Annotated in this window: 20 protein-coding genes; 13 read left to right on the top strand and 7 right to left on the bottom strand. The window is 58.6% G+C overall.

The window, feature by feature from the left end:
* Window positions 1-429: 429 nt before the first annotated feature.
* The 3 genes from CFBP1590_RS06175 to CFBP1590_RS06165 form a co-directional block, all read right to left on the bottom strand.
* Complete coding sequence (locus CFBP1590_RS06175; protein ID WP_052812509.1) at window positions 430-717, bottom strand: DUF1652 domain-containing protein; 288 nt, start codon at window positions 715-717, stop codon at window positions 430-432.
* Between the two features lie 209 nt (window positions 718-926).
* Window positions 927-1,370 carry a GNAT family N-acetyltransferase gene (locus CFBP1590_RS06170; RefSeq protein ID WP_029243217.1) on the bottom strand — a complete coding sequence of 148 codons (444 nt, stop codon included), beginning with the start codon at window positions 1,368-1,370 and terminating at the stop codon, window positions 927-929.
* A 149-nt stretch (window positions 1,371-1,519) separates the two neighbouring features.
* Window positions 1,520-2,740 (bottom strand): class I SAM-dependent methyltransferase, encoded by a 1,221-nt coding sequence (locus CFBP1590_RS06165; protein ID WP_088234659.1) that lies wholly within the window; start codon window positions 2,738-2,740, stop codon window positions 1,520-1,522.
* A 275-nt stretch (window positions 2,741-3,015) separates the two neighbouring features.
* Here CFBP1590_RS06165 and CFBP1590_RS06160 point away from each other — a divergent pair, with 275 nt between their 5' ends.
* Both CFBP1590_RS06160 and CFBP1590_RS06155 read left to right on the top strand, forming a co-directional pair.
* Window positions 3,016-4,275, top strand: coding sequence for an alpha-xenorhabdolysin family binary toxin subunit A (locus CFBP1590_RS06160; protein ID WP_167383078.1), 1,260 nt, complete (start codon window positions 3,016-3,018; stop codon window positions 4,273-4,275).
* Window positions 4,276-4,291: 16 nt separating this feature from the next.
* Complete coding sequence (locus tag CFBP1590_RS06155) at window positions 4,292-5,302, top strand: alpha-xenorhabdolysin family binary toxin subunit B (RefSeq protein WP_088234658.1); 1,011 nt, start codon at window positions 4,292-4,294, stop codon at window positions 5,300-5,302.
* 54 nt (window positions 5,303-5,356) lie between these two features.
* Here the strand turns inward: CFBP1590_RS06155 and CFBP1590_RS06150 are convergent, their stop codons facing one another.
* Both CFBP1590_RS06150 and CFBP1590_RS06145 read right to left on the bottom strand, forming a co-directional pair.
* A complete protein-coding gene (locus CFBP1590_RS06150) occupies window positions 5,357-5,974 on the bottom strand; it encodes a TPM domain-containing protein (RefSeq protein ID WP_029243221.1) in 618 nt (205 codons plus the stop codon).
* Between the two features lie 27 nt (window positions 5,975-6,001).
* Window positions 6,002-6,694: a TPM domain-containing protein gene (locus tag CFBP1590_RS06145; protein WP_167383110.1), complete on the bottom strand. Its 693-nt coding sequence runs from the start codon at window positions 6,692-6,694 to the stop codon at window positions 6,002-6,004.
* 320 nt (window positions 6,695-7,014) lie between these two features.
* Here CFBP1590_RS06145 and bglX point away from each other — a divergent pair, with 320 nt between their 5' ends.
* From bglX to CFBP1590_RS06100, 9 genes are all read left to right on the top strand, one after another.
* The gene (gene bglX / locus CFBP1590_RS06140) at window positions 7,015-9,339 is read left to right on the top strand and encodes a beta-glucosidase BglX (RefSeq protein WP_088234656.1); all 2,325 of its coding nucleotides are present in this window, start codon (window positions 7,015-7,017) and stop codon (window positions 9,337-9,339) included.
* A gap of 76 nt (window positions 9,340-9,415) precedes the next feature.
* The gene (mifS, locus tag CFBP1590_RS06135) at window positions 9,416-11,173 is read left to right on the top strand and encodes a two-component system sensor histidine kinase MifS (RefSeq protein WP_088234655.1); all 1,758 of its coding nucleotides are present in this window, start codon (window positions 9,416-9,418) and stop codon (window positions 11,171-11,173) included.
* Between the two features lie 6 nt (window positions 11,174-11,179).
* Window positions 11,180-12,514 (top strand): two-component system response regulator MifR, encoded by a 1,335-nt coding sequence (gene mifR, locus CFBP1590_RS06130; RefSeq protein WP_088234654.1) that lies wholly within the window; start codon window positions 11,180-11,182, stop codon window positions 12,512-12,514.
* Between the two features lie 220 nt (window positions 12,515-12,734).
* Window positions 12,735-15,116 (top strand): PAS domain-containing protein, encoded by a 2,382-nt coding sequence (locus CFBP1590_RS06125; RefSeq protein ID WP_088234653.1) that lies wholly within the window; start codon window positions 12,735-12,737, stop codon window positions 15,114-15,116.
* A gap of 85 nt (window positions 15,117-15,201) precedes the next feature.
* The gene (locus CFBP1590_RS06120; protein ID WP_088234652.1) at window positions 15,202-16,896 is read left to right on the top strand and encodes a molecular chaperone HscC; all 1,695 of its coding nucleotides are present in this window, start codon (window positions 15,202-15,204) and stop codon (window positions 16,894-16,896) included.
* 5 nt (window positions 16,897-16,901) lie between these two features.
* Window positions 16,902-18,542: a J domain-containing protein gene (locus CFBP1590_RS06115; protein ID WP_162864226.1), complete on the top strand. Its 1,641-nt coding sequence runs from the start codon at window positions 16,902-16,904 to the stop codon at window positions 18,540-18,542.
* Window positions 18,543-18,722: 180 nt separating this feature from the next.
* Window positions 18,723-20,048: an MFS transporter gene (locus tag CFBP1590_RS06110; protein ID WP_058432504.1), complete on the top strand. Its 1,326-nt coding sequence runs from the start codon at window positions 18,723-18,725 to the stop codon at window positions 20,046-20,048.
* A gap of 375 nt (window positions 20,049-20,423) precedes the next feature.
* Entirely contained in the window at window positions 20,424-20,855 is a 432-nt protein-coding gene (locus CFBP1590_RS06105; protein ID WP_025996803.1) for a hypothetical protein, read from the top strand.
* Window positions 20,856-20,983: 128 nt separating this feature from the next.
* Window positions 20,984-21,607 (top strand): flavin reductase family protein, encoded by a 624-nt coding sequence (locus tag CFBP1590_RS06100; protein ID WP_004881319.1) that lies wholly within the window; start codon window positions 20,984-20,986, stop codon window positions 21,605-21,607.
* Window positions 21,608-21,616: 9 nt separating this feature from the next.
* On the opposite strand, the gene CFBP1590_RS06095 is transcribed toward CFBP1590_RS06100, so the two are convergent.
* The gene (locus tag CFBP1590_RS06095; RefSeq protein ID WP_004881321.1) at window positions 21,617-21,844 is read right to left on the bottom strand and encodes a hypothetical protein; all 228 of its coding nucleotides are present in this window, start codon (window positions 21,842-21,844) and stop codon (window positions 21,617-21,619) included.
* A gap of 150 nt (window positions 21,845-21,994) precedes the next feature.
* Here CFBP1590_RS06095 and CFBP1590_RS27835 point away from each other — a divergent pair, with 150 nt between their 5' ends.
* Entirely contained in the window at window positions 21,995-22,165 is a 171-nt protein-coding gene (locus tag CFBP1590_RS27835) for a hypothetical protein (protein WP_162868421.1), read from the top strand.
* 130 nt (window positions 22,166-22,295) lie between these two features.
* Window positions 22,296-23,792 carry an MDR family MFS transporter gene (locus CFBP1590_RS06090; protein WP_043304051.1) on the top strand — a complete coding sequence of 499 codons (1,497 nt, stop codon included), beginning with the start codon at window positions 22,296-22,298 and terminating at the stop codon, window positions 23,790-23,792.
* A 24-nt stretch (window positions 23,793-23,816) separates the two neighbouring features.
* Here CFBP1590_RS06090 and CFBP1590_RS06085 read toward each other — a convergent pair whose 3' ends face one another.
* Window positions 23,817-24,926 carry a DUF3396 domain-containing protein gene (locus tag CFBP1590_RS06085; RefSeq protein WP_050575435.1) on the bottom strand — a complete coding sequence of 370 codons (1,110 nt, stop codon included), beginning with the start codon at window positions 24,924-24,926 and terminating at the stop codon, window positions 23,817-23,819.
* Window positions 24,927-25,098 lie beyond the last annotated feature (172 nt).

The following is a 25,098-nucleotide window of genomic DNA, read 5'->3' as shown; positions in this document are numbered from 1 at the left end:
AGCTAGAAGGCGATCAGGGTGTTGCGAGGGGGGCGTAGCGCTAAGGCGGCGTAGGCAGCCAGTTGGAACGGAGCAAGGTATTTTCCTTCGTCAGATCACAGATTGACCGGCGGGATGATAACCCTCACAGGGAGCAGGGACAACCTGGAGATTGAGCCGCGTCTCTGTTCGAGATGAGTATCTGGAGCGAGCGCTGTGTTGCCCGCAGGAGCGAACTTGTCCGCGAAGCCGACATGTCCGATAAGGATCCAGCGCCTGAAATACGACATTTGAAGACAAACGCAACACTGCCCGCCCCTTCAAGTGTGGATAACTCGATCATCCACACTTCCAACTTCGAAAAGCGTCTCTTGCCAGGCAGTGCTCTTTCGTTCCGGACGCTGATAGCTCAGGAACAACCAGCTTTCACACTCATCAGGACTGGTGCTGTTACCAGCGCTTGGTAGCTGCCTGTCGGTGACCCAGCCCGGCGACCGGAGTCTCGTTCATGGACATCAGCATGCGCGCTTCACCGACCAGCTCCGACAGCGCGCGGCTCGATACCATTCGATCAAGTTTGATTCCCGTCACGCAAATGGCGTGATCCGGATTCTCGGGATTGGTCAGGGTCAATGTCAGGGACTCACCCTCTGCAGCATCCCAGGTGCAGCGATGAGGTAACAGCGCCTGTTCGACCATGTGCTTGATTTCAAGCGTTGAAAGTCTGTATGCGTTCATGATTGCCTGCTTCATATAATTTGTAATGGACGGTATTCAGAGAGTGGGTGTCCGCAGGCGTTCCACATAAATATTTATCAGAACATCAGTTACTTAATGCCCTCTCTATTCTTGTACAAACTATTGAAAGCTGTAACGTTTCAGTCCAGCTTTTGACCAAGCAAACATTGAGTTTTAGAGCACTTGCTCAATAAATAAGTTTTCTTTTGTTACAACTTCAACGTCATCTCGACGCTGTCGATACCCACCCCGTGACCGTCACGTTTCAAGCGGGTCAGCGAAAAACCCAGGCCAGCGTAAAAACCTTGAACCAACTGGCTCGTGTTGATGTAAGCGTGGCTTACGTGCGGGAGCTGCCTCATAAGATCCAGCCGGGACAGAACGAGGAACCGGCCCAGGCCATTGCCATGCTGATTTCCGGACACCATGCCCCAGGTGAGTTCGGCCATCGACGGATCGGCGAGCACCAGATACCCGCCGCAAGCGAGGATTTCACCCTCGCGCTCCACAACGAAATAGGACCCCACAGGATCAATCAGAAAGCGGGCAAATTTGTCGCGCTCGGACGGGTCGAAAAAGCGTGGCGTGTTGGAGTCGAAAATGTCCAGACAGGTGTCCGTGTCTGCGGGGAGGTAAGGGCGAAACGTATCCATGTGCAGGCCTTAGTGTTCGATGCTGTAAGACTGATCAGCCGACGGCGTATGAAACAGGATTCGCGCGCAGACCGCAGACGTTGTTACAGACGGCGCAGACCGGATAGAGCGGCGCGCGCCTGCCGCTCAGTGGCAAATCCGCTGAGTCATCAGCCAAGAAAACCGTCCGCCCGAAGCAGGGTTTCCAGGCACTGTTCGGTAATGCCGTAGAACGCTTTCAGTTCCTGGATACGCGCCAGCAGGTGAGCCGGGTCGACAGGCTCGGCGCGTTTGACCGCCAGGATCATCTTGTTCTTGTTGGTGTGCTCCAGCGAAATGAACTCGAACACTTTGGTTTCGTAACCGCAGGCTTCCAGCAGCAAGGCGCGCAGGCTGTCGGTGACCATCTCCGCCTGCTGGCCCATGTGCAGGCCGTATTGCAGCATTGGCTTGAGCAGCGTCGGGCTCTGGATCTGCAGACGAATCTGTTTGTGGCAGCAAGGCGAGCACATGATGATCGACGCGCCGGAGCGGATCCCCATGTGAATGGCGTAGTCGGTAGCGATGTCGCAGGCGTGCAGTGCGATCATCACGTCCAGCTCGCTCGGCGCAACGGTACGCACATCGCCGTGCTTGAAGACCAGCCCCGGATGCTCGAGACGCGCCGCTGCGTTGTTGCACAGGGTCACCATATCCTCGCGCAACTCGACACCGGTCACCTCGCCCTGCGCCTGCAGCGTATTGCGCAGATAGTCATGGATGGCGAACGTCAGGTAGCCCTTGCCCGAACCGAAATCCGCGACCTTGACCGGTTGATCCAGCTTGAGCGGAGAAGACGTCAAGGCGTGGGAAAACACTTCTATGAACTTGTTGATCTGTTTCCACTTGCGCGACATGGCCGGGATCAGCTCATGCTGACGGTTGGTCACGCCAAGATCGGTCAGGAACGGGCGCGTCAATTCCAGGTAGCGCTTCTTCTCACGGTCATGCCCGGCGGCGGGCGCTTCGCGCTCCTGCTGCGCCTTGCTCTTGAACAACGTGCTTTTGCCTTTCTTGCTGAATTCCAGCTGCACCTCATCGGTCAGTGACAGCAGATGCGCGTTCTTGAACGATTCGGGAATCAGCCCCGCAATGACGTCCACGGCTTCGGACAGGGGGAAGTTCTTGGTGATGTCGCGGGTCTTGTAGCGGTACACGAAAGACAGGCACGACTGCTCGCGGACCGTCAGCGGCTTGATGATCACCCGCTGTAACTCGGCTTCGCTGCCCACGTATTTGGCCAGCACCAGCTTGATCAAAGAATTCTGGGACAGGCTGGTGTCCAGCAGGCCGAGAAATTGCGCACGATGATCCGGCGCGGCAGAGGATGAAGCGGTGGGTGTCACGGACATCGAAAGGTGCCTCAAGCGTCCCCACAGGGACTCGTAAAAATCAGGCGTGCATTTTAAGCGTGCTGACGCCTGTCAGGCATGACTATTTTCCACCCTGACGATGAGCGTCCAAGGATCGACGGCTGAGCCATGCACGTAAAACGAAATTATCGCCTGGCACTATACAAATATATTAAATAACCGAAAAACGCCGTTACAGTGAAACTCGCTCACTCAAGGAGTGCCACGACACTGTCGAGTGAGCCTCTACTGAACTTGCACAAGGAACGTGCACCATGCATGACCCGACTACTGAATCTGAAAAACCTGAAAAACCTGAAAAACCTGAAAAACCTGAAAAACCTGAAAAACCTGAAAAACCTGAAAAACCCAAGATCACGATAACGCCCACCGAATTCCTGAGAACCCTGGCGGAAGATGAAAAAAACAATGGCCGGGCGACTGCGCTAATTCTGACCAAGGAAGACATTCTCAGCATCAAGCGTTACGAAAGACACAGCTTGAACCTGCCCAACACCCTTGCCCGGGTAGAACAACAACTTGGTTTTACACACAGTGGCATTTCCGGTCTTGAGCCTCAGGACCTGTTGCTGACCTACAGCGCAATCAACCAACACGCCCAAAGCTGGTCAGCCATCGAGGTTGATATAAAAGCCAAGGGGTTCGACCTTGATCTGTTTGCCGGAGAGTTTTCCAATCAGGGCAAGCAGATTCTGGATTACGTCGACAAAATGGAACTCGCCAGGCAACTCCAGCTGACCGTTGCCGATCTGACCATCGAAACAGTGAAAAGCCTCACGCCTGCTCCGCTGACGAAAACAGATAAAACAGTGTGTCTGTCATTGGCCGAAACGCTGAAAAAAATGGCAGTCCAGATGGAGGCGCATCGAAAAGCGTCAAAGAAACTGGCCGAGGACATCAAGCAGTTTGCTCATACGCTGACCGTCGATCTTGTGCCTGGCATCAACGACAAAGTGCGGTTGGCCAGCCGAGCGGATCTGGACGAGGATCTGATCGCGCTCGAGAAGGAGATTGATCGCCTGACCGTCGACATTGATCAAAAGCATCAGGAATACAAGACCACTAAAACTCACATTACGCTGGGACTGCTGGGCGGAATTGTAGGGCTTATTGTGACGGACAGCATCTTCGGTGCCCAGGCGGAAGCGATCCGCAAGGAGAAAAACCGTCTGGTGACGGAAAAGAAGACCAGGCTGGAAACGTTCGGGCAGAAGCGCCCACTCGCTGCCGCCATACGCAGTCTGGAAGTTCTGTTCGAAGACATGAAGATTCGCATGCTGGATGCTCATCAGAGCGCAGTAAATCTGCAGGATCTCTGGACCATGCTGGCCAAGTATGTCGATAACGCTGCCACGCGACTGGCGGATATCAGCGACGATCAAACGCTATTGGACTTTGTCTTGGAGTTCAAAAGTGTCGTTACGCCATGGGAAGAGATAAAGGGCATTACCACCCATCTTCTGTTGACCTTCGAACAAGCGCTGGACGAATTTTCAAACCAACAAAGCAAATAACCATAAGGACATGGACATGATGAACACTGACGCCTCCCTGGCTGAACCCTTTGCAGCACCCGACAGAGCACTCATGGACGCGGCTCGTCAACAGATTCATACGCAGATTGCATCGTTGACGCTCGACTTCCTGCCTGCCATGAAAGAGAAGTTGATGCCCTTGAAGGCGACCCTCAACGCTGCCGATTCGCAATTTGCGGATAACCTGGCCACCCTCACTGCGCAGTTGAAGACGTTCAGCACTGCGGCCATCGACCAGAAACAACAGCAAATAGACGCGGACCAGAGCCTGAGCAACGAACAGAAGAACCAGGCCCTTACGCTGCTGGATGCCCAGCGGGTTCGGCAGGCATTGGAATTGAACAAGGTTTTGGCTAAAGCCGCTCATGCCATTGCGAGCACCACCGACGATCTTCAGCAGATCAGGTTGCAACTCGTGGACAGCAACCTGACAGAGACGCTGCAAGGGCAGCTCAACGGCTTCAATCAACAGGCTGCCGGACAGAAAGCCAAAATGGATACGGAGGCAGAAGACCGTCGTCTGCTGGATGAAACGGTCAAGACGTACGAACAGCACAATCTGGCAGACGTATTCAAGGACGCGCTGCCGACCACGGAAGAGTTGTCGACAATTGCCATTCCCTCGCCGCACCTCATGGCATTGCAACTCGGCATTGGTCGATTGCAAACGCTCATAGGCAAGCTCAGCGGGGCATTGAAATATTCCGATCTGATCACCGAGCGTGAACAGCTGCGCACTCGCTACAACAACCTGCTGGCAGAATCCCAAACCGCGCAAAAAGAGGCGAAGGAGGTTACCCGGAAACTGGAAGAACTGGCGACATTGGCCGGTCTGGACAATAACAGGATGATCTGGGTTCAGCAGTCCAGAAAGCTCAGTGATTCCCTTTACCGCTTTCTGGAAAACGACGTGTCGAAAGTCAAAGACCCGACCCTCGTCAATCAGCAGATCGAGCAGTTCAGCGCTTACATGAAGTCGATCTACAGCGTTACCCGCAACGCTTGAGTCTTGCTGAGCGCCTACGGGCAGGTAAACGTGTTTATCCTTACCTGCCTGTTTTCAACCCAACACCACCAGCCGATTGGGCAGCTCATTACGGCCATGGGTGACCGGAACATGATCGGCCAACAGCTCGCCGCAGGCATGAATGCAGCCTAAAAACCCCTCAAGGGTCTGACCGTTCCTGACCTGCTGAGTGAAGACATCGACCATCGCTTTCCAGGTATCGTCGTGCAGACGGCTGGCAATGCCATGGTCGACAAGAATTTCAACGTAGCGCTCGGCTTCGCTGACGAAAACCAGAATGCCGGTTCCGTCGTGGGTCTTGTGCAGGTTCTGCTCCAGAAACTGACGCCGCGCCAGATTGCCCGCTCGCCAGCGCCGCACCGAAGCGGGCACCAGATGCGCGGTCACCCGTGGAATACGGCAGATCAGCGCGACCACAATGAACGTGCTCATTTGAGCCAGCATCAACTCATCGGCACTCAACCATTGCAGGCAGTAATTGACGGTGCCGGGCAGCAGCAGACCCAGTAGACCGCCCCAGATCAACGGCATGTAGGCATAGTCGTCAGCCCGGGCGGCCAGTACTGTCACCAGTTCGGCGTCGGTGCGTTGCTCCACACGATCAATCGCCTCTGCCACCTGCCGCTGTTCTTCTCTGTTCAATAAAGCCATGACTCTCTCATTTCCCGAATCGGTCAATTACCAGTTGCCCGAGGCACCACCGCCATCGAATCGGCCGCCACTACGGCCAGCAGGTTCCTCGCCGGGCCAAAGACGGCCGACCGAGCGCCGAATGCTGACGAACACGATCAGCAGCACAACGAGGGTCAGAACAATGGCCGTCAGCCAGACACGGAAATCGCTCAGCGGCTCTTCATAAACAGCAAGACGGGCCGCAGGTTCAGGATAATCCGGGACCTGACCACCCAGCGCGGTGATCATCGCCTGTGCGCCACGCTCGATGCCGATGGCAAACCGGCTGTCATTGAATTCGGGTGTCACCAGCATGTTGATGATGAGCGACGACTGGGCATCGCTCAACCGGTCTTCAAGTCCGGAGCCGACCTCCATGAGCACCTTGCGCTTTTCACGGTCGACCACCAGCAGGGCACTGTTGGCCTTGCCGCCCCGCCCCAGATCCCAGGTATCGCCCAACTGGGCACCGAACTCTTCGATCGTCGCGCCCTGCAGATCCGCCAGGGTGACGACGACAATTCGCTCACCGGTGGTCTGTTCATAGGCACGCAGCAACTTTGCAAGACGCACGGTCGTCTGACTGTCGAGCATCTGTGCCGCATCCACGACACTGCCCGTCATGGGCGGAAAAACCAGTACGGGCTGCTCGGCCTGGGCACGAAATGCCACGCCCAGCGTCATTACCGCGTACAACATCATCTGGAACACACACTTCAAAGCTGACCTCCGGTGCTTTTTGAAACCATTGAAACGACCGCCTTAGCCAAAACACAAGTTCCCCGGCATAATCCATCGCCGATGCCGAGCACGGAACGACTGTTGACCGAGCGAGGATGTGTACAAAAATCAATCAAACCGACGATTTTCGTACACACCCTGGAAAGCCCTCGTGCAACGAAACGGGCAGCAACTATTCTTGCGCCCTGCTCGAACAATAACGCCAAAGGTCTATAACCCAAAAACTGGCTGTCGGATATTAAACGCGAGTTGCCGACAAAAGCCTTGAGAATTTATTGATGAATAAGCTGTGTTTATTAGGTTTGCTGGTCGGTCTGGCCAGTCACTCCATGATCGCTCAAAGTGCCGCGGCTGTTGACGCTCCGGCCTCTTCTGCCGTCTCGGGCAAGTCCACACTTCAGGCAAAGAATGCGTTCATCAGCAAACTGATGAAACAAATGACTCTCGACGAAAAGATCGGTCAGCTGCGCCTCATCAGCATCAGCGGTGAAATGCCGCAGCCCATGATTCTCAAGGAAATCGCTGCCGGACGCATCGGCGGCACGTTCAACTCCATTACACGCTCGGAAAACCGTCCTTTACAGGAGGCGGCTGTCGCCAAGAGCCGTCTGAAAATTCCGATGTTCTTTGCGTATGACGTGGTCCACGGCCATCGCACGATTTTCCCGATCAGCCTCGGCATGGCCGCCAGCTGGGACATGGACGCCGTTGCACTGACGGGCCGTGTGTCGGCGAAAGAAGCCAGCGCCGACGGCCTGGACATGACCTTCGCCCCCATGGTCGATATTTCCCGTGATCCGCGCTGGGGTCGCAGTTCCGAAGGCTTCGGCGAAGACACCTATCTCGTCTCACGCATTTCCGACGTCATGGTCCGGTCGTTCCAGGGCAAGAACGTTGCCGCCAACGACAGCATCATGGCAGCCGTCAAACACTTCGCCCTGTACGGCGCGGTGGAAGGCGGACGCGATTACAACACCGTGGACATGAGCATGACGCGCATGCACAACGACTACCTGCCGCCATATCGCGCCGGTGTCGACGCAGGCGCCGGCGGCATCATGGTCGCGCTGAACTCGATCAACGGCATCCCGGCGACTTCCAATACCTGGCTGATGCAGGATCTGCTGCGCAAGGACTGGGGCTTCAAGGGCGTCACGATCAGTGACCATGGTGCGATCAAGGAGCTGATCGAACACGGTGTGGCAAAGGACTACCGTGAAGCCGCCAAGCTGGCCATCAAGGCCGGTGTCGACCTGAGCATGAACGACGTGGCCTACGGCGAGCAGTTGCCCGGTCTGGTCAAGGACGGCGAGGTTTCCATGAAGGAAATCGACAACGCCGTACGTGAAGTGCTGGGTGCCAAATACGATATGGGCCTGTTCGCAGCGCCTTACGGCCGCATTGGCGTGGCCGCCGATGATCCGGCCGACACCTACTCCGACGATCGCCTGCACCGTGCCGAAGCCCGCGACGTGGCGCGCAAGACACTGGTGCTGCTGAAAAACCAGAACGACACCCTGCCGTTGAAGAAACAAGGCACCATCGCCGTGATCGGCGGCCTGGCGCAGAGCCATCTCGACATGCTGGGCAGTTGGTCGGCAGCCGGTCGTCCCAATCAGTCGGTGACGGTGTATGAAGGTCTGCAGAACGCGGTCGGCGACAAGGCCAAACTGGTCTACGCCCGTGGCGCGAACGTCAGTGACAACGAACACATCCTCAACTACCTGAACTTCATCGAGAAGGAAGTGGAAATCGATCCACGTCCGGCTCAGGAAATGATCGACGAAGCCGTCAAGGTGGCCGAGCAGTCCGACGTGATCGTGGCGGTGGTCGGCGAGTCCCGCGGCATGTCCCATGAATCGGCAAGTCGCAGCAGCCTGACCATTCCGGGCAAGCAGCGCGACCTGATCAAGGCACTCAAGGCCACTGGCAAGCCACTGGTTCTGGTATTGATGAACGGCCGTCCGCTGGTGCTGGTCGATGAGCAGGAACAGGCTGACGCCATGCTCGAAACCTGGTTCCCGGGCACCGAAGGCGGTAACGCCGTGGCTGACGTGCTGTTCGGCGACTACAACCCGTCGGGCAAACTGGCCATGTCGTTCCCGCGTTCGATCGGTCAATTGCCGGTCTACTACGCGCACCTGAACACTGGCCGTCCTTACCATGAAGGCAAGCCGGGCAATTACACCTCGCACTACTTCGAAGAGCCAAACGGCCCGCTGTTCCCCTTCGGCTATGGCCTGAGCTACACGCAGTTCGACGTATCGGACATCAAGCTGTCGGACGCCAACATGGCACGCAAAGGCAAACTGACCGCCAGCGTGACGGTCAAGAACACCGGCAAGGTAGCCGGTGCAACCATCGTTCAGCTGTACCTGCGCGACGTTGCCGCCTCGATCAGCCGTCCGGTGAAAGAGTTGAAAAACTTTGAAAAGGTCAAGCTCGAGCCAGGCGAAGAGAAAGTCGTTACCTTCACGCTCAGCGAGAACGATCTCAAGTTCTACAACGCTCAGCTCAAGTACGCCGCCGAGCCCGGCGAGTTCAAGGTCATGATCGGCCTGGACTCCCAGACCGTGAAAGAGGCGACCTTCAATCTGTTGTAAAAATCGCTGATAGCGCCTTCACGAGCCGAGTGCCCGTGAAGGCGCCCAGGCGGTACGTTCAGGCAGCGCAAGAAACATGACGTTCAAGCATCGCTACTGGCGCCTATCCCTTTATGTGATGCTGATTCTGGCTGGCGCAGCCGTATCGGCCGGATTGGCGATGCGTCAGGCGCAGCGCCATGCCCTGTCGGAAGACGCCGTTCGCGCCAGTGGTCAACTGGCGTTGTACGCCAATACGCTGCACACCCTGATCGAACGTTATCGTGCCCTGCCCTCAGTGCTGGCGCTGGACCCGGAAATCCGTACGGCATTGAGCGGACCGGTTACCGAGGATGTCCAGAATCGGCTCAACCTGAAGCTGGAAAAAATCAACGCTGCCGCCCACTCATCGACCCTGGAACTGCTGGACCGCCATGGTCTGGCGGTCGGTGCCAGCAACTGGCAAACCCCCAACAGCTATGTCGGTCACAACTACGGCTTTCGTCCCTATTTCCTGCAAACCCGCGCGCAAGGCACCGGACGTTTCTACGCAGTCGGCGTGACCACCGGCATCCCCGGTTACTTTCTGTCCAGCGCGGTGCTGGACGATGCCTCCGGGTTCATCGGTGCGATGGTGGTGAAACTGGAATTCCCCACCCTTGAACAGGAATGGGGCCAGGGCGATGACCTGCTGATGGTGAGTGACGATAAAGGCATCGTTTTCATTGCCAACCAGCCAGGCTGGCGTTACCGGGAGCTGGAGCCCATCTCGCTCGAAAACCGCAGCGAACTGCTGCGCACCCGCCAGTACGACAAGAAACCGCTGACACCGCTGCGCAGCCGGATCATCGATCAACTCGGGGAACACAGCCAACTGCGCCGCGTCGATGGACCGGACGGCACGGCAGACTATCTGTGGCAGTCATTGCCGCTGCCGGATGAAAACTGGACACTGCACCTGCTGCGCAAACCACCGTTGGCCAATGAGGACATCCGTAACGCTGGAATCGCCGCCGCCGGAATCTGGCTGGCACTGGTGTTTCTGGGCCTGTTCCTTTACCAGCGCTGGCGTCTGGCCCGTTTGCGGGAGCGCAGCCGTGATGAACTTGAACGTCTGGTTCAGGAACGCACCCGCGATCTGCAGACAGCGCAGGATGGTCTGGTGCAGTCCGCCAAGCTGGCAGCGCTGGGCCAGATGTCGGCGGCACTGGCTCATGAAATCAACCAGCCCCTCACAGCACAGCGCATGCAACTGGCGACCGTGCGTCTGCTGCTGGATCAAGGCCGCATCGAGGAGGCCTGCAAGGCGCTGATACCGGTGGATCAGCAACTGACGCGTATGGCGGCATTGACCGGCCACCTCAAGACCTTCGCGCGAAAAAGCCCCGCCGGCCTGCGCGAACGGCTGGAACTGGCAACGGTGGTCGATCAGGCCTTGCTGCTGCTCGAACCACGCCTGCATGAAGAGCATGTCGATTGTGTGCTGCAACTGTCACGCCCGGCCTGGGTGCGCGGTGATGCGATCCGCCTGGAGCAGGTCCTGATCAACCTGTTGCGCAATGCGCTGGACGCCATGCGCGGCAGGCCCCCGGCGCGCCTGGAAATCCGTATCGAGCCGCTGGACGGTCAATGGCGACTGAGCGTCGTCGACACGGGCGAAGGCATCGCACCTGAAAACCTGAACAGCATTTTCGATCCATTCTTTACCACCAAACCGGTCGGCGACGGGCTGGGGCTCGGTCTGGCAGTGTCCTATGCAATCATTCATGAACTGGGTGGCCAGTTGAGCGCAGAAAATCACGGCAATGGCGCAGTGTTCTGGTTCAGCCTGCCCAACGACTTTCTGGAGACCTGACCCGGCATGTTGAACTCGGTCATCGTGGTAGACGACGAAGCCCCCATCCGACAGGCCGTTGAACAGTGGCTGACCCTGTCGGGTTTCACTGTGCAGGTTTTCGCCAGGGCTGAAGAATGTCTGGCAGAACTGCCGGAGCACTTCCCCGGCGTAGTACTCACTGACGTGCGTATGCCGGGCATCAGCGGGCTTGAGCTGCTGGCACGCCTGCAGGTCATCGACAAGGACTTGCCGGTCATTCTGCTGACCGGTCATGGCGATGTCCCCATGGCCGTCGAAGCCATGCGCGAAGGTGCCTACGACTTTCTGGAAAAACCCTTCAGCCCGGAAACACTGATCAGCAACCTGCGCCGCGCCCTGGAAAAGCGTCAACTGATTCTGGAAAACCGACGCCTGCATGAGCAGGCCGACGCCCGTACGCGGCTGGATGCCACGCTGCTGGGCATGTCGCCGAGCCTGCAGACGTTGCGCCATCACGTGCTGGAACTGTCGCAGCTGTCGGTGAACGTCATCATTCGCGGCGAAACCGGCAGCGGCAAGGAGCTAGTCGCCCGTTGCCTGCACGACTTCGGCCCCCGCGCGAGCAAGCCGTTCGTCGCCCTCAACTGCGCCGCCATTCCCGAACACCTGTTCGAAGCCGAGCTGTTCGGCCATGAAAGCGGCGCGTTCACCGGTGCCCAGGGCAAGCGCATCGGCCGCCTCGAATACGCTGACGGCGGCACGGTATTTCTCGACGAAATCGAAAGCATGCCCATGGCGCAGCAGGTCAAACTGCTGCGGGTACTGCAGGACAAGCGGCTGGAACGGCTGGGCTCCAATCAGAGCATCGACGTTGACCTGCGAATCATTGCAGCCACCAAGCCGGATCTGCTGGAAGAAGCGCGCGCCGGACGCTTTCGCGAAGACCTCGCCTACCGGCTCAACGTGGCCGAACTGCATTTGCCCGCGCTGCGTGAACGACGTGAAGACATTCCGCTGCTGTTCAACCATTTTGCCCGTGCAGCGGCAGAGCGCATGGGCCGTGAAGCCCCGGTGGTCAGCGCGGCCAGGCTGAGCCAGTTGCTGAGCCATGACTGGCCCGGCAATGTGCGCGAACTGGCCAACGCTGCCGAACGCCAAGCTTTGGGCCTGACCCGGCCAGACGTGGAAACACACGCCGAACCGACCGGACAGTCTCTGGCGGCTCAGCAGGAAGCCTTCGAGGCCCAATGCCTGCGCGCCTCGCTTAGCCGACACAAGGGCGATATCAAAGCGGTGCTCCATGAATTGCAGTTGCCGCGCCGGACCCTCAACGAAAAAATGCAGCGTCACGGTCTCATGCGGGAAATGTTCCTGAGCTGAAGGACGACTGGCCGAAAATACTTGTCTGGCCGGAAACGAACATTTCCAGACGCACCGGGTCTGCATACTGTCACGCCACCTTTGGTCGTGATCGCTGGATAGTTGAAAGGCACAATGACATCATGCCGACCTTGATACTCCAGCCAACCTCAGCAGTCCGAAACATGGGGCATTTTCTACCGTGAATACTCCCCTCGACCTCCCTTTGGGTGGCGGCGAAATGGGTCGGCTTATCCGAGAGACAGACTGGTCGACGTCTGCTCTGGGGACCAGGAACAACTGGCCATCGGCACTGTTGTCCTCAATGAATTTAATGCTCAGTTGCCCGGACAGCATGTACGTGCTGTGGGGACCTGAATTCATGCTGTTCTTCAATGACGCCTACTGCGCCGTGCTGCCTGTCGCAGCCAGCCAGGCACAAGGGCAGCCTATCGCTTCGGTCTGGGGCGATGCCTGGGAAGACGTGCGTCATCTGGCCGAACAGGCGATGGCCGGTCATAGCTGCCGATCCGATAACATCCAGCGCAGCTTGACCCGTAACGGAAAGTCCGAGCTGACCTGGTGGTCGTTGTCGTATTCGCCGCTGTACGGCAACACGGGCGTGATCGAAGGTGTGTTTTGCCGGGTCAACGAGACCACGGCGCACGTACTCGCCCAGGCCAGACAGAACGAGAACGAAGCCTTCACTGACCGGGTCCTGTCGAGCATCAACGATTGCATCAAAGTGTTGGACCTGGACTCGCGCCTGACCTTCATGAGCGAAGGCGGTCAGCGCATCATGGAAGTCAGCGACTTCAACGCGATCCGCGGCTGTCCGTGGCCGGACTTCTGGCAGAACCAGGGCAATCTCGAAGCCAAGGCCGCAGTCGAAGCAGCCCGGGCGGGAAAGAGCGCCAGTTTCATGGGCTCGGCGCAGACCATGGCGGGCACCGTCAAATGGTGGCACGTGCAGGTCAGCCCCATATTTGGCACCGACGGCAAGCCGGAGAAAATTCTCTGCGTGTCCCGCGACATGACGCAGTTGCGCGATGCTGAAGAGGCCCTGAAGGCCTTGAATGAATCGCTCGAACAACGCGTGGTGGAGCGCACCCGTGATCGCGACCGGATCTGGCGACTCTCGACCGACCTGATGCTCGTGGCGCAGTTCGACGGCATCATCAACGCCGTCAATCCGGCCTGGACTCAGGCGCTGGGCTGGTCCGAGCAGGCGCTTGTGGGCAGCCAGTTCCTGACGCTGGTGCATCCCGATGATGTGGACAGCACGCTTACCGCCATGAGTGGGCTGGAGAACGGCCAGAACATTCCGCACTTCAAGAATCGCTATCGGCATGCCGACGGCTCGTACCGCACGATTGCCTGGACGGCGGTGCCGGACCAGCAGTTCATCCATGCCGTAGGCCGCGACATCCAGGCTGAGGAAGAAGCCAATGAAGCCCTGCGGCTTTCTCAGGATGCGCTTCATCAGGCACAGAAACTGGAAGCCATCGGCCAGCTCACAGGCGGCGTGGCGCACGACTTCAACAACCTGCTGACCGTGATCCGCTCCTGCAGCGACCTGTTGAAACCTGCTGATCTGGACGAAGCGCGGCGGGTCAAATACGTCGAGGCCATCTCCAGCACCGTGGACCGCGCTGCACGACTGACCGGCCAGCTCCTGGCCTTCGCTCGTCGACAGGCGTTGCAGCCTGAAGTGTTCGACGTGGGCGAAAGCGTCGCCCGTATCGGGGAAATGATGGACACCCTGACCGGGTCGCGGATTCAGGTCGATATCGATGTGCCCGCAGCCCCGTGTTTCATCTTTGCCGACGGCAGCCAGTTCGACACGGCACTGGTCAACATGGTGGTCAACGCCCGCGATGCAATGGCAGGCTCGGGCCGCCTGACCATCAAGGTGGAACGGTCTGCCTGCCCGTCCAGCGAACTTTCCCCTTCACTGAGCGACGGGGACTACGTGACAGTGACCCTGACCGACACGGGCTCGGGCATTCCCAAGGAAAAACTGGGGCTGATCTTCGAACCGTTCTACACCACGAAAAGCGTCGGCCAAGGCACCGGACTGGGCCTTTCGCAGGTGTTTGGCTTTGCCAAGCAGTCGGGCGGTGAAGTGCTGGTCGAAAGCGAGCTGGGCAGCGGCAGCCGCTTCACGCTGTGCCTGCCCAGCGCGCAGAATCATGAGATCGCTCCCGAGCAGAAAGGCCAGACCCTGAGCGCCCTGCCCGGCCTGTGCGTGCTGATGGTGGAAGATAATCAGGACATCGGCACCTACACCCGCCCGATGCTTGAGCAACTGGGATTTCAGGTGGTCTGGGTCTCCAGCGGCAGCGAGGCGTTGCAGGAGCTTTCGGGCAACCCCGAGAGTTTCCAGGTGGTGTTTTCGGACATCGCCATGCCGGGCATGAGCGGTCTTGAGCTGTATGCCGAGATCGAAACGCGCTACCCATGGATGCCAGTCGTGCTGACGACCGGCTACAGCACTGAATTCGCCCAGTTCGCTCAAGACGAATCGCACCGCTTCGACCTGTTGCAGAAACCCTACGCGCTGGAAGACCTCGCCACGCTTCTGCACAAGGCAGCGTCTCGACGTACAGAATCGAAGGACTGAAATACTGCTCGCCGTTTCAGCCCGGACCGGACATTCTTTTACTTTTTGAGCACTTGGACAGCCGTATGCAAGGAGAAGGTTTGACATGATTGTCGGTATTGATTTGGGCACGACCAACAGCCTGGTCGCCGTGTGGCGCGACGGTAAAAGCGAGTTGGTCACCAACGCGCTGGGAGACACCCTGACCCCCAGCGTCGTCGGGCTTGATGACGAGGGCCAGATTCTGGTCGGCAAGGCAGCACGGGAGCGCCTGCAGACCCATCCCGATAAAACCACCGCACTGTTCAAGCGCTACATGGGCAGTGCCCAGCAAGTGCGTCTGGGCGCCGATACCTATCGTCCGGAAGAGCTGTCCTCGCTGGTACTCAAAAGCCTGAAGGCCGATGTCGAGCGTGCCTACGGCGAGCCGGTGACCGAAGCCGTCATCAGCGTGCCGGCCTATTTCAGCGATGCCCAGCGCAAGGCCACGCGCATCGCGGGTGAGCTGGCCGGGCTCAAGGTCGAAAAACTGATCAACGAACCCACGGCGGCGGCGCTGGCCTACGGGCTTCATCAAAAGGAAGGCGAAACGTCCTTTCTGATCTTTGATCTGGGTGGCGGTACGTTCGACATTTCGATCCTGGAGCTTTTTGACGGCGTGATGGAAGTCCGCGCCAGCGCGGGTGACAACTTTCTTGGCGGCGAAGATTTCGACAGAGCCTTGCTCGACCATTTTGTCAGCGCACATCAGGGCGACTCCAACTTTCCCGCAAGAGCGCTGATCGAGCCCTCGCTGCGACGTGAAGCGGAGCGGGTTCGCAAGGCGCTGGGGCAAGATGAATTTGCCGACTTCGTCCTGCGTCACGCAGACCGCGAGTGGCGCAGGACGATTACCCAGGAACAGGTCGCAGAGCTTTATGCCCCGTTACTGGCGCGCCTGCGCGCACCTATCGAGCGGGCACTGCGTGACGCAAAGATTCGTGTCGCAGATCTCGATGAAATCCTGCTGGTGGGCGGCACCACACGCATGCCGCTGATCCGCAAGCTGGCCGCCGGCATGTTCGGGCGCTTCCCGTCGATCACGCTCAACCCCGATGAGGTGGTCGCTCAGGGTGCTGCGATCCAGGCCGCGCTCAAACAGCGCGATGCGGCGCTCGAAGAGATCGTGCTGACGGATGTGTGCCCTTACACACTGGGTATCGAGATTTCCCAACGGGTATTCAACGGGCATCAGGGCGGGCATTACCTGCCGATCATCGAGCGCAACAGTGTGGTGCCTGTCAGCCGGGTACAGACCGTCAACACGGTCTCGGACAATCAGAGCGAGGTCATCCTGAGGATCTTTCAGGGTGAAAGCCGACTGGTCAAAGACAACATTGCGCTGGGCGAGCTGAACATCCCGGTCCCCAAAGCCAAGGCAGGCGAGATCGAACTGGACGTGCGCTTCACCTACGACAACAACGGGCTGCTCGAGGCCGACGTGTCGGTCCAGGCCACTGGCATCAGTCACAGGCTGGTGATCGAAAACAATCCAGGGGTCATGACGCCGGCCGAAATTCAGGATCGACTCAAGGTACTGGAAGCACTCAAGGTTCATCCTCGCGAAAAGCAGGTCAACACCCACCTCATGGCGCGCCTGGAACGTCTGTATCAGGAGTATCTGGGTGAGCAGCGTGAAATGCTCGGCAACTGGGCCGCTCAGTTCCAACGTGTGCTGGAAACCCAGGATGAGCGTCAGATTGGTGAGATGCGCAAACATCTCGAACAGCAGGCAGACCACGTCGAACGAGGTGAGTGGTGACGACAATGGATTGTTGGGGTGTGCTGGAGCTGGATCACGACGCCGACGAGCGCAGTATCAAGCGTCAATATTCCAGGCTGTTGAAAACGACCCGGCCTGACGATGACCCTGTGGCCTTTCAGACTCTGCGCACGGCGTATGAACAGGCGCTGAACCGGGCGCGCAATCGCGTCGAAGACGACGAGCGCGACGAGGAAGACAGTCTGTTCGCCACGCCCGGCGTCCGGGACACAGAGCCTGCGGCTCATCGGCCTGCCCTGGAGATTGTGCCTGTCGCACCGCCTCTTATGCCGACGCTGGCAAAGGTCGAACCTGTGCGCTCGGCCGTCGTCGAGACAAGCTGGTATGAACAGGCCGTGCGGACCACGCCACAGAATCTGGAGTCGCAACACCAACTGGCGCGGGAACAGGGCTGTGATGACGAATTTCAGCAGCACCTGGCCAGGCGCTGCCTGCTTGAACCAGACGAACATCTGGAGCTGATTCAGGCGGCAGTCGTCCGGTTGCATTGGTTGACGCCCCTGCAAAAGCTGCAGTTCAGGGCGCATCAGACGCAACGCCTGACACAAGCCCTTCTGGACAGCTCGTTGCCCGCGTTTCGCGACCTGCTCGCCAGGCATCAGGAGCGTGAATTTCTGGACGCGCTGAAGGCGCTGGAGCAACAACCGTGGTTGTTGTCCCTGGATCAACATGACCAGCTCGAACACTGGACCATGACACTGCTGCTCAACACCGATGAATGGAGCGCTTCCCTTTTCGAGCGCATTTCAGGTCTCTTCGATTGGGATCGGAAACACGACGTACACTCCGGCACACCCTCGCTCTGGATGCACCTGATCGAGCGCTGCGAGAAAAAGGAGTTTGCCCGACGCCAGCAGCAATTGCTGTCAGGTCCTCTGGACAGCGCCGACGCTCATGCTGCGCAACTGTTGCTCGATCCACCCCCGCTGAGAGAGCAGTTGCGTATTGCCAGGGAATGCGATGACGACGTCTGGGTAGCCTGCAATCGATTGAGCTTCGACCTGTCGGAACGTCATCCGGAACTCCTTGAACTGTTTCCGGATGCAGACCTGCATGGCTGGCGAAAACTACGCCGTCAGGTTGGTTTCAACCCTTATGCCAGGGTGTATGCCGCTGGCGTATCTCTCGCCCTGACCGCGCAGTACTTCCAACCGCCGGGCAAGACATCCATCGGGTTTGACCTGTTCTTCTGTTTCGTCGTCACGCCCGTGCTGATGATGACGGCTTTTTATATCGCACAGGCCATCTGGCAACCGTTCAGAGACGCGTTTGAATCGACGGATAAATGGCTGAGTGAACGCGTGTTGCCCGTGTCGCTCAGTTGGCCGGGTTATCAGGCCATGGTACTGGCCCACGGCATTCCGATAGTGCTCGTCGGCGTCCTCTACGCGCATTCGGGCCCGATACCGCTGGCCTCTTATGTCGCCGCCCTGCTGGTCTGGATTTACCTGTCTCCCTACCGACTGTCTTTGATCAAAGACGCTGTCGGTGCCAGGACCGGTGGATGGCGCAGGCTTAAAGAGGTCTGCTCAAGGAACATCGGCAAATGGGCGATGCTCACGCTGGGCTTGATGTTCGCCTTTGTCATTGCCGTGATCATCTTCGGGCCTGGGCCTGCTCGCTAGCCGAGCGAACAACGCCATCGGCAATAATCCGCTCACTCAAACACCCCGGATGAGCGGATTATCGCTCATCCAACGTTTTCAACCCCTCTAGAACAACCCTCTCTGGTGTGGCACAGCTCCTGCTATGGAACTGGTCAGGGCATTGAATGCCTCCTCTAAAAATAATGAAAAAGGATCACCATGGAAATTTCCAACTCCCTACCGAAGGGGTCGGCGGGCGCCGCCGCTGCTCCGAAAACCACTTCGAGTCGCCTCAAATCCATTTTCAGCGGTTCGGTCGGCAACATGGTCGAGTGGTATGACTGGTACGTCTACGCCGCCTTCTCGCTGTACTTCGCCAAAGCCTTCTTCCCCAAGGGCGACACCACTGCCCAGTTGCTCAACACGGCTGCGATTTTTGCCGTCGGCTTTCTGATGCGTCCGATCGGTGGCTGGCTGATGGGCCTGTACGCTGACTACAAGGGTCGCAAGGCGGCGCTGATGGCCTCGGTGCTGCTGATGTGCTTCGGCTCGCTGATCATTGCCCTCACGCCCGGTTACGAAAGTATCGGCGTCGGCGCACCGATCCTGCTGGTGTTCGCCCGTCTGCTGCAGGGCCTGTCGGTCGGTGGCGAATACGGCACCTCGGCCACCTATCTCAGTGAGATGGCAACCAAGGAACGTCGCGGCTTCTTCTCCAGCTTCCAGTACGTCACCCTGATTTCCGGCCAGCTCATCGCGCTGGGCGTGCTGATCGTGCTGCAACAGACGCTGACCACCGAGCAACTGTACGCGTGGGGCTGGCGTATCCCGTTCGTCATCGGCGCGCTGTGTGCGGTGGTTGCGCTGTTCCTGCGTCGTGGCATGGAAGAGACCGAGTCCTTCACCCGCAAGAAAAAGGAAAAGGCCAAGGAAAGTCTGATGCGCACGCTGATGCGTCATCCCAAGGAACTGATGACTGTGGTCGGCCTGACCATGGGCGGTACGCTGGCGTTCTACACGTACACCACCTACATGCAGAAGTATCTGGTGAACACGGTCGGCATGAGCATCACGGACTCGACGACCATTTCGGCGGCAACGCTGTTCCTGTTCATGGTGTTGCAACCGGTGATCGGCGCGCTGTCGGACAAGGTCGGCAGACGCCCGATTCTCATCGCGTTCGGCGTGCTGGGCACCTTGTGCACCGTGCCGATCCTCACCACCCTGCACACCATCCAGACCTGGTGGGGCGCGTTCTTCCTGATCATGGCAGCGCTGATCATCGTCAGTGGCTATACCTCGATCAACGCAGTGGTAAAGGCGGAACTGTTTCCGACCGAGATTCGTGCGCTGGGCGTGGGCCTGCCATACGCACTGACCGTCTCGATCTTCGGCGGCACGGCTGAGTACATTGCGCTGTGGTTCAAGAGCATCGGCATGGAAACCGGCTACTACTGGTACGTTACGGCCTGTATCGCGTGCTCGCTGTTGGTGTATGTCTTCATGAAGGACACCCGCAAACACTCGCGAATCGAAACCGACTGACCTCGCGTCTCAGTGATAAAGGGCAGCCAGCAGCCGGGGCTGCCCTTTTTTGCGGGCGCGAATCAGGCTGTCATTCAGAGGCCGGATGTTTCCAAGTGTTTCACTGCGGTGCACATTACGGCTGAAAAATAGGCCCAAACCACTGAATTAGATATTGTTTTTATTTGTCAAGAGCCTTTATTACAGGATTTTTCAGAAAACGCACCATCATGATGCCATCACCTCTGCAAGGCCCGAAAACAGAGCGCTCGGGCCAAGTATCATTTTCAGCGATGGTCGGTAGCAATCCGATTAACTTCTTAATAATCCGCCAGCGCGTAGCATTGCCTCCATACCGGGATGACAACTCACCCGACCCAAACTGGAGACACCCTCATGAAAACTACCAAACTGATTTTCGGCCTCGCTTTCTCTGTTCTGGCTTCGAGCGCTTTCGCACTGCCAGCCGTGACTGCCAGCGACCTGTCGAACGCCCCTGTCGTTGCCGAAGGCGGCACCAAGCACACCAACGTCGGCTCGATCCGCGTAGCTGCTGACGGTGCTGATCGCGTCGGTGCCAACCGCCAGGCCGCCGATGGTGCTGACCATGTTGGTGCAAACCGCCTCGCTGCCGATGGTGCTGATCGCGTCGGTGCAAACCGCCAGGCTGCCGATGGTGCTGACCATGTCGGTGCAAACCGCCTCGCTGCAGACGGCGCTGATCGTGTCGGTGCAAACCGTCAGGCTGCCGATGGTGCTGACCACGTCGGTGCAAACCGTCTGGCCGCTGATGGTGCAGACCGCGTAGGTGCCAATCGCCGCGCTTAAGCAACACGCTTCACAACCCCTCAAAGCCCGGCACATGCCGGGCTTTTCAGTGTCTGAATGCTGGCATCCGCTGCCAAAGCGCAGCACTATGCTGCCAACCCCGTCATTGAGCTGATCAGGAAACAAGCATGTCAGACGCTATTCACTCCTACGAACCGTCCAAAGGTCATGGTTTGCCTCACGACCCGTTCAACGCGATTGTCGGCCCGCGACCCATTGGCTGGATTTCGTCCCAGGACGCCAACGGCAAGCTGAATCTGGCGCCTTACAGCTTCTTCAACGCGTTCAACTACGTGCCGCCGATCATTGGTTTTTGCAGCGTCGGCCGCAAGGACAGCCTGAATAACATCGAACAGACCGGCGAGTTCGTCTGGAACCTGGCAACACGTTCGCTGGCCGAAGCCATGAACCAGACCTGCGCCCCGGTCGGTGCCGACGTCAGTGAATTCGAACTGGCCAACCTGACGCCGCTGGCGTCGCACATCGTGGCTGTGCCGCGCGTGCTGGAGACGCCGGTGTCGTTCGAATGCAAGGTCACGCAGATCGTCCAGCTACAGCGCGCCGACAAGGAGCTGGTACCCAGCTGGCTAATTCTGGGCGAAGTGGTTGCGGTGCATATCGCCAAATCCCTGCTCAAGGACGGCGTCTACGACACGGCCGCCGCCGAGCCGATTCTGCGCGGCGGCGGGCCTGCGGATTATTTCCAGCTGGGTCCTGAAGCTTTGTTCAAGATGTTCAGACCGGGCGCCTGATCAGGCGTATCACCAGACCAGTTCACCCTCGGCGTCGACGCTGGCCAACCGCTCAAGCTCTGCGGTTGCGGCCAGATCGGCCTCGTGGGCAGTCTTGAACGTCTGCCCCGGCAGAACCGCGTGGAAGCGCGGAGCTCCTCCGGCGCGAGCCTTGACCGCGATTGCCGCACGGTAGCCCTCCTCGCCGGGCATTACCGCGGATACAGCTTCGAATTCTTCGTATTCCTTGCGCGCCATCGGTCTTGAACCTGCCAATCAGTGAAAGCACGAATTTTAGCCTGTAAGGCTGACGGTGTGTTGCTGGCGCATTCTGTACAGCCTCCATTCCTGTCCTACACTCCAATCAGCTCTTTCAAATTGCTTTGCAACTGAAGTGAGGAGTGCAACATGAGACCCATAACAAGAAAATGCATGGTGGTGGCAGGTGTTATCGCTGTACTCGGTGTTTATGCAGCCGGTGCCTGGCGCACCGAGCTGGCGCGACAGGCACCGACGGTCGTGAGCTGCTCGTTCGGCCATTGCGTGCCGACCAACTCAACCTTCAGCGCACTGCGATGACTGACATCGGGTAATGTTTTTCATCGCTGATCATATGAAGGGAGCTATCGATTAGCCCCCTATCGGATTAGACTGGCCAGACATCTCCCGTCACGTTTGCGGCGGGTCAACACTGCCATCAGGTTCTGCCTTGACCAGTCTTCCCCCTACCCCCACTGCTATCCGCAGCATTCTGTTCGCATTGATGATGGCCGTGTTCCTCAGTGCGCTCGACCAGACCATTGTCGCGGTCTCGATGCCTGCCATCTCCGCCCAATTCAAAGACATCGACCTGCTGGCCTGGGTGATCTCCGCCTACATGGTTTCGCTGACCGTTGCCGTGCCCATCTACGGCAAGCTGGGCGATCTGTACGGACGGCGCAAGCTGATGCTGTTCGGCCTCGGCCTGTTCACCCTGGCCTCGCTGTTCTGCGGGCTGGCCCAGAGCATGGAGCAATTGGTACTGGCTCGCGTGCTGCAGGGCATTGGCGCGGGGGGCATGGTGTCGGTCAGCCAGGCGATTATTGCCGACATCGTTCCGCCCCGTGAGCGAGGCCGTTATCAGGGCTATTTCAGCAGCATGTACGCCGTCGCCAGTGTCGCCGGACCTGTTCTCGGTGGTCTGATGACCGAATACCTGTCGTGGCGCTGGGTATTCCTGATCAATCTGCCGCTGGGGATATTCGCGTTGGTGGTGGCCTGGCGCACGCTGAAAGGGCTGCCGATTCCGCAACGCAAACCGATCATCGATTATCTGGGCACGATATTGATGATCATCGGCCTGACTGCCTTGCTGCTGGGCATTACCGAGATTGGCCAGGGCCACGGTCTGGATGATATGCAGGTGCAAGCGCTGCTGGGCGTCGCCCTGCTGACCCTTGCGCTGTTTGTCTGGTATGAAAGGCGCGCCAGAGAGCCGCTGTTGCCCATGCACCTGTTTGCCAACCGCAGCGCGGTGCTTTGCTGGTGCACGGTATTTTTCACCAGCTTCCAGGCCATCTCGCTGATTGTGCTGATGCCGCTGCGCTACCAGACGGTCACCGGTGGCGGCGCAGACAGCGCGGCGCTTCATCTGCTTCCTCTGGCGATGGGCATGCCGATGGGTGCTTATTTCGCTGGGCGGCGTACGGCCCTGACCGGACGTTACAAGCCCCTGATCGCCACCGGCGCGGTGCTGATGCCCATCGCGATTCTGGGCATGGCGTTCACCCCGCCGCAGTCGATCGTGCTGATGAGTCTGTTCATGATCCTGACCGGTATCGCCTCAGGCATGCAGTTCCCGACCTCACTGGTAGGAACACAGAACTCGGTCGACATCAGGGATATGGGCGTTGCCACCAGCACCACCAACCTGTTCCGCTCATTGGGCGGTGCGGTAGGCGTGGCGTTGATGTCTGCCCTGCTGCTGGCCATGCTGCAGCACACCGGCGTCGGTCAGCTGGAGCCTGGGGCCATCGGCCATGAAGGCGCCTCGGGCAACGTGCTGCTCGACAGTCTGAATGCCGCCACCGGCCCGGCGCTGGAGACCTTGCGCGCCGAGCTGGCCCTGACCTTCAGAAATCTGCTGATCACCAGCGCGGCCATCTCGTTGCTGGGTATTGCCGCTGCCTGGGCCATGCCCAACAACCTTCTGCGGGGCCGTGACTAGTCGCGGCCGATGACGAAGCGGCGGTCACTCCGACTGAGCCGCCCAGAACCACTGGGTTCTCTTGCCTTTCAGGTGTTCGAACGCGGGCATGATTTCACTTTCATTGAAAAACCGCCGAGACCGGGCCCGGGCATTGCTGAACCAGTAGCCCGCCTGAGGACATGCCCGACCGGCATCCACCGGCTGAGGAGGCTTTTCGTCAAAACGGGCGAACCACTGCGCAGTTGTCTGCCTGGTAAAGCCAAGCCCCGGTGCCAGATAGGGGTGAAGATTGCCGGTGTCCTGCAAACGGATCGGCTTGATCACCTTGTTGACGGCCCTATAGGAAGCAGGCGGGAGCCGACCGCGCTCGCCCAGTTCAGGGACGCTTCCGGCGCGGATCATCAGCCCGGTGCTGTACGCATGGAAGACGATATCGCTGTGCCCGCTCAACTGAGCCCGGAGCCTGTCGCTGCTGCCCAGGCGTCTCACGAAAGACTCGCCCAGAACCGTATACCAGCCCACACCCTTGATATGGTCCAGCAGGCGAAGGCTTTCTATATGCGGTCCGGGATCGACCATCAGCCCCACATACTGCTGGGCGAGCCGATATTCCCACGAAAGATACTGATGTCCGTCACAGGGAAGGATGCAGGCCAGACCGCCGAACCCATGTTCGGCCTGCACTTCGCTGCTCAGGTACCGGATCCAGCCTTCATAGTTTTTCAGGCCGTCGGGCTCGGTCAGGTACGACCAGGGCAATACCATTTTCAGACAGGAAAGATCATTGTCGGCCTGCCCTTCAGAGGTGTTCATGACAAACAGGCTGTAGCTGGCAACTTCGGCCTGGGTGGCGCTGGCAATCGACCAGACGAACTGGTCCTGTGGCGAACCATGGACCACCTGGCGTCGGCAGGAAGCGAACCCGGAAGGTGTCAAACGACGCATGCGTTTATAGAGCTGCCATTTGAGCACCGGTTTGAAGGCCGTGTAGAAGCGTGAAAAGCAGGCCTCCACCCGCTGCTTCGCATCCTGGGTATGGCCTTTTCTGAAATACAGCGTGGTGATCAGCCCCAGACGAACAACCGGCATTCCCTGTGCCGAGTCCACGGCAATGCGCTCGGCCTGTAACTCCAGTCTTAACAGTGGGCTCATGCAATCCAATACAGCCTGCGGCATCATTCGGCCCTCCCCCGGCTGTCAACCGGGGCGGGGCTTTGTGCAAAGCCATCAACGCCCGGATGATCCATCCGTCGGAATGAAGTTCGGCCAGCGCAGCTCAGGCGGATTGTCGCCTGGCGGGCTTTTGCACAACTGTCCTTGTTTT

Origin of the sequence: Pseudomonas viridiflava, assembly GCF_900184295.1 — a bacterium.
GTDB lineage: Bacteria > Pseudomonadota > Gammaproteobacteria > Pseudomonadales > Pseudomonadaceae > Aquipseudomonas > Aquipseudomonas viridiflava.
This window is presented reverse-complemented; position numbering and strand designations above follow the sequence as displayed.

Bases quoted from the DNA above. Each gene is read 5' to 3' on its own strand.
- CFBP1590_RS06175 (WP_052812509.1), bottom strand. From the start codon at position 717: ATGAACGCATACAGACTTTCAACGCTTGAAATCAAGCACATGGTCGAA.
- CFBP1590_RS06170 (WP_029243217.1), bottom strand. From the start codon at position 1,370: ATGGATACGTTTCGCCCTTACCTCCCCGCAGACACGGACACCTGTCTG.
- CFBP1590_RS06165 (WP_088234659.1), bottom strand. From the start codon at position 2,740: ATGTCCGTGACACCCACCGCTTCATCCTCTGCCGCGCCGGATCATCGT.
- CFBP1590_RS06160 (WP_167383078.1), top strand. From the start codon at position 3,016: ATGCATGACCCGACTACTGAATCTGAAAAACCTGAAAAACCTGAAAAA.
- CFBP1590_RS06155 (WP_088234658.1), top strand. From the start codon at position 4,292: ATGATGAACACTGACGCCTCCCTGGCTGAACCCTTTGCAGCACCCGAC.
- CFBP1590_RS06150 (WP_029243221.1), bottom strand. From the start codon at position 5,974: ATGGCTTTATTGAACAGAGAAGAACAGCGGCAGGTGGCAGAGGCGATT.
- CFBP1590_RS06145 (WP_167383110.1), bottom strand. From the start codon at position 6,694: ATGTTGTACGCGGTAATGACGCTGGGCGTGGCATTTCGTGCCCAGGCC.
- bglX (WP_088234656.1), top strand. From the start codon at position 7,015: ATGAATAAGCTGTGTTTATTAGGTTTGCTGGTCGGTCTGGCCAGTCAC.
- mifS (WP_088234655.1), top strand. From the start codon at position 9,416: ATGACGTTCAAGCATCGCTACTGGCGCCTATCCCTTTATGTGATGCTG.
- mifR (WP_088234654.1), top strand. From the start codon at position 11,180: ATGTTGAACTCGGTCATCGTGGTAGACGACGAAGCCCCCATCCGACAG.
- CFBP1590_RS06125 (WP_088234653.1), top strand. From the start codon at position 12,735: ATGGGTCGGCTTATCCGAGAGACAGACTGGTCGACGTCTGCTCTGGGG.
- CFBP1590_RS06120 (WP_088234652.1), top strand. From the start codon at position 15,202: ATGATTGTCGGTATTGATTTGGGCACGACCAACAGCCTGGTCGCCGTG.
- CFBP1590_RS06115 (WP_162864226.1), top strand. From the start codon at position 16,902: ATGGATTGTTGGGGTGTGCTGGAGCTGGATCACGACGCCGACGAGCGC.
- CFBP1590_RS06110 (WP_058432504.1), top strand. From the start codon at position 18,723: ATGGAAATTTCCAACTCCCTACCGAAGGGGTCGGCGGGCGCCGCCGCT.
- CFBP1590_RS06105 (WP_025996803.1), top strand. From the start codon at position 20,424: ATGAAAACTACCAAACTGATTTTCGGCCTCGCTTTCTCTGTTCTGGCT.
- CFBP1590_RS06100 (WP_004881319.1), top strand. From the start codon at position 20,984: ATGTCAGACGCTATTCACTCCTACGAACCGTCCAAAGGTCATGGTTTG.
- CFBP1590_RS06095 (WP_004881321.1), bottom strand. From the start codon at position 21,844: ATGGCGCGCAAGGAATACGAAGAATTCGAAGCTGTATCCGCGGTAATG.
- CFBP1590_RS27835 (WP_162868421.1), top strand. From the start codon at position 21,995: ATGAGACCCATAACAAGAAAATGCATGGTGGTGGCAGGTGTTATCGCT.
- CFBP1590_RS06085 (WP_050575435.1), bottom strand. From the start codon at position 24,926: ATGAGCCCACTGTTAAGACTGGAGTTACAGGCCGAGCGCATTGCCGTG.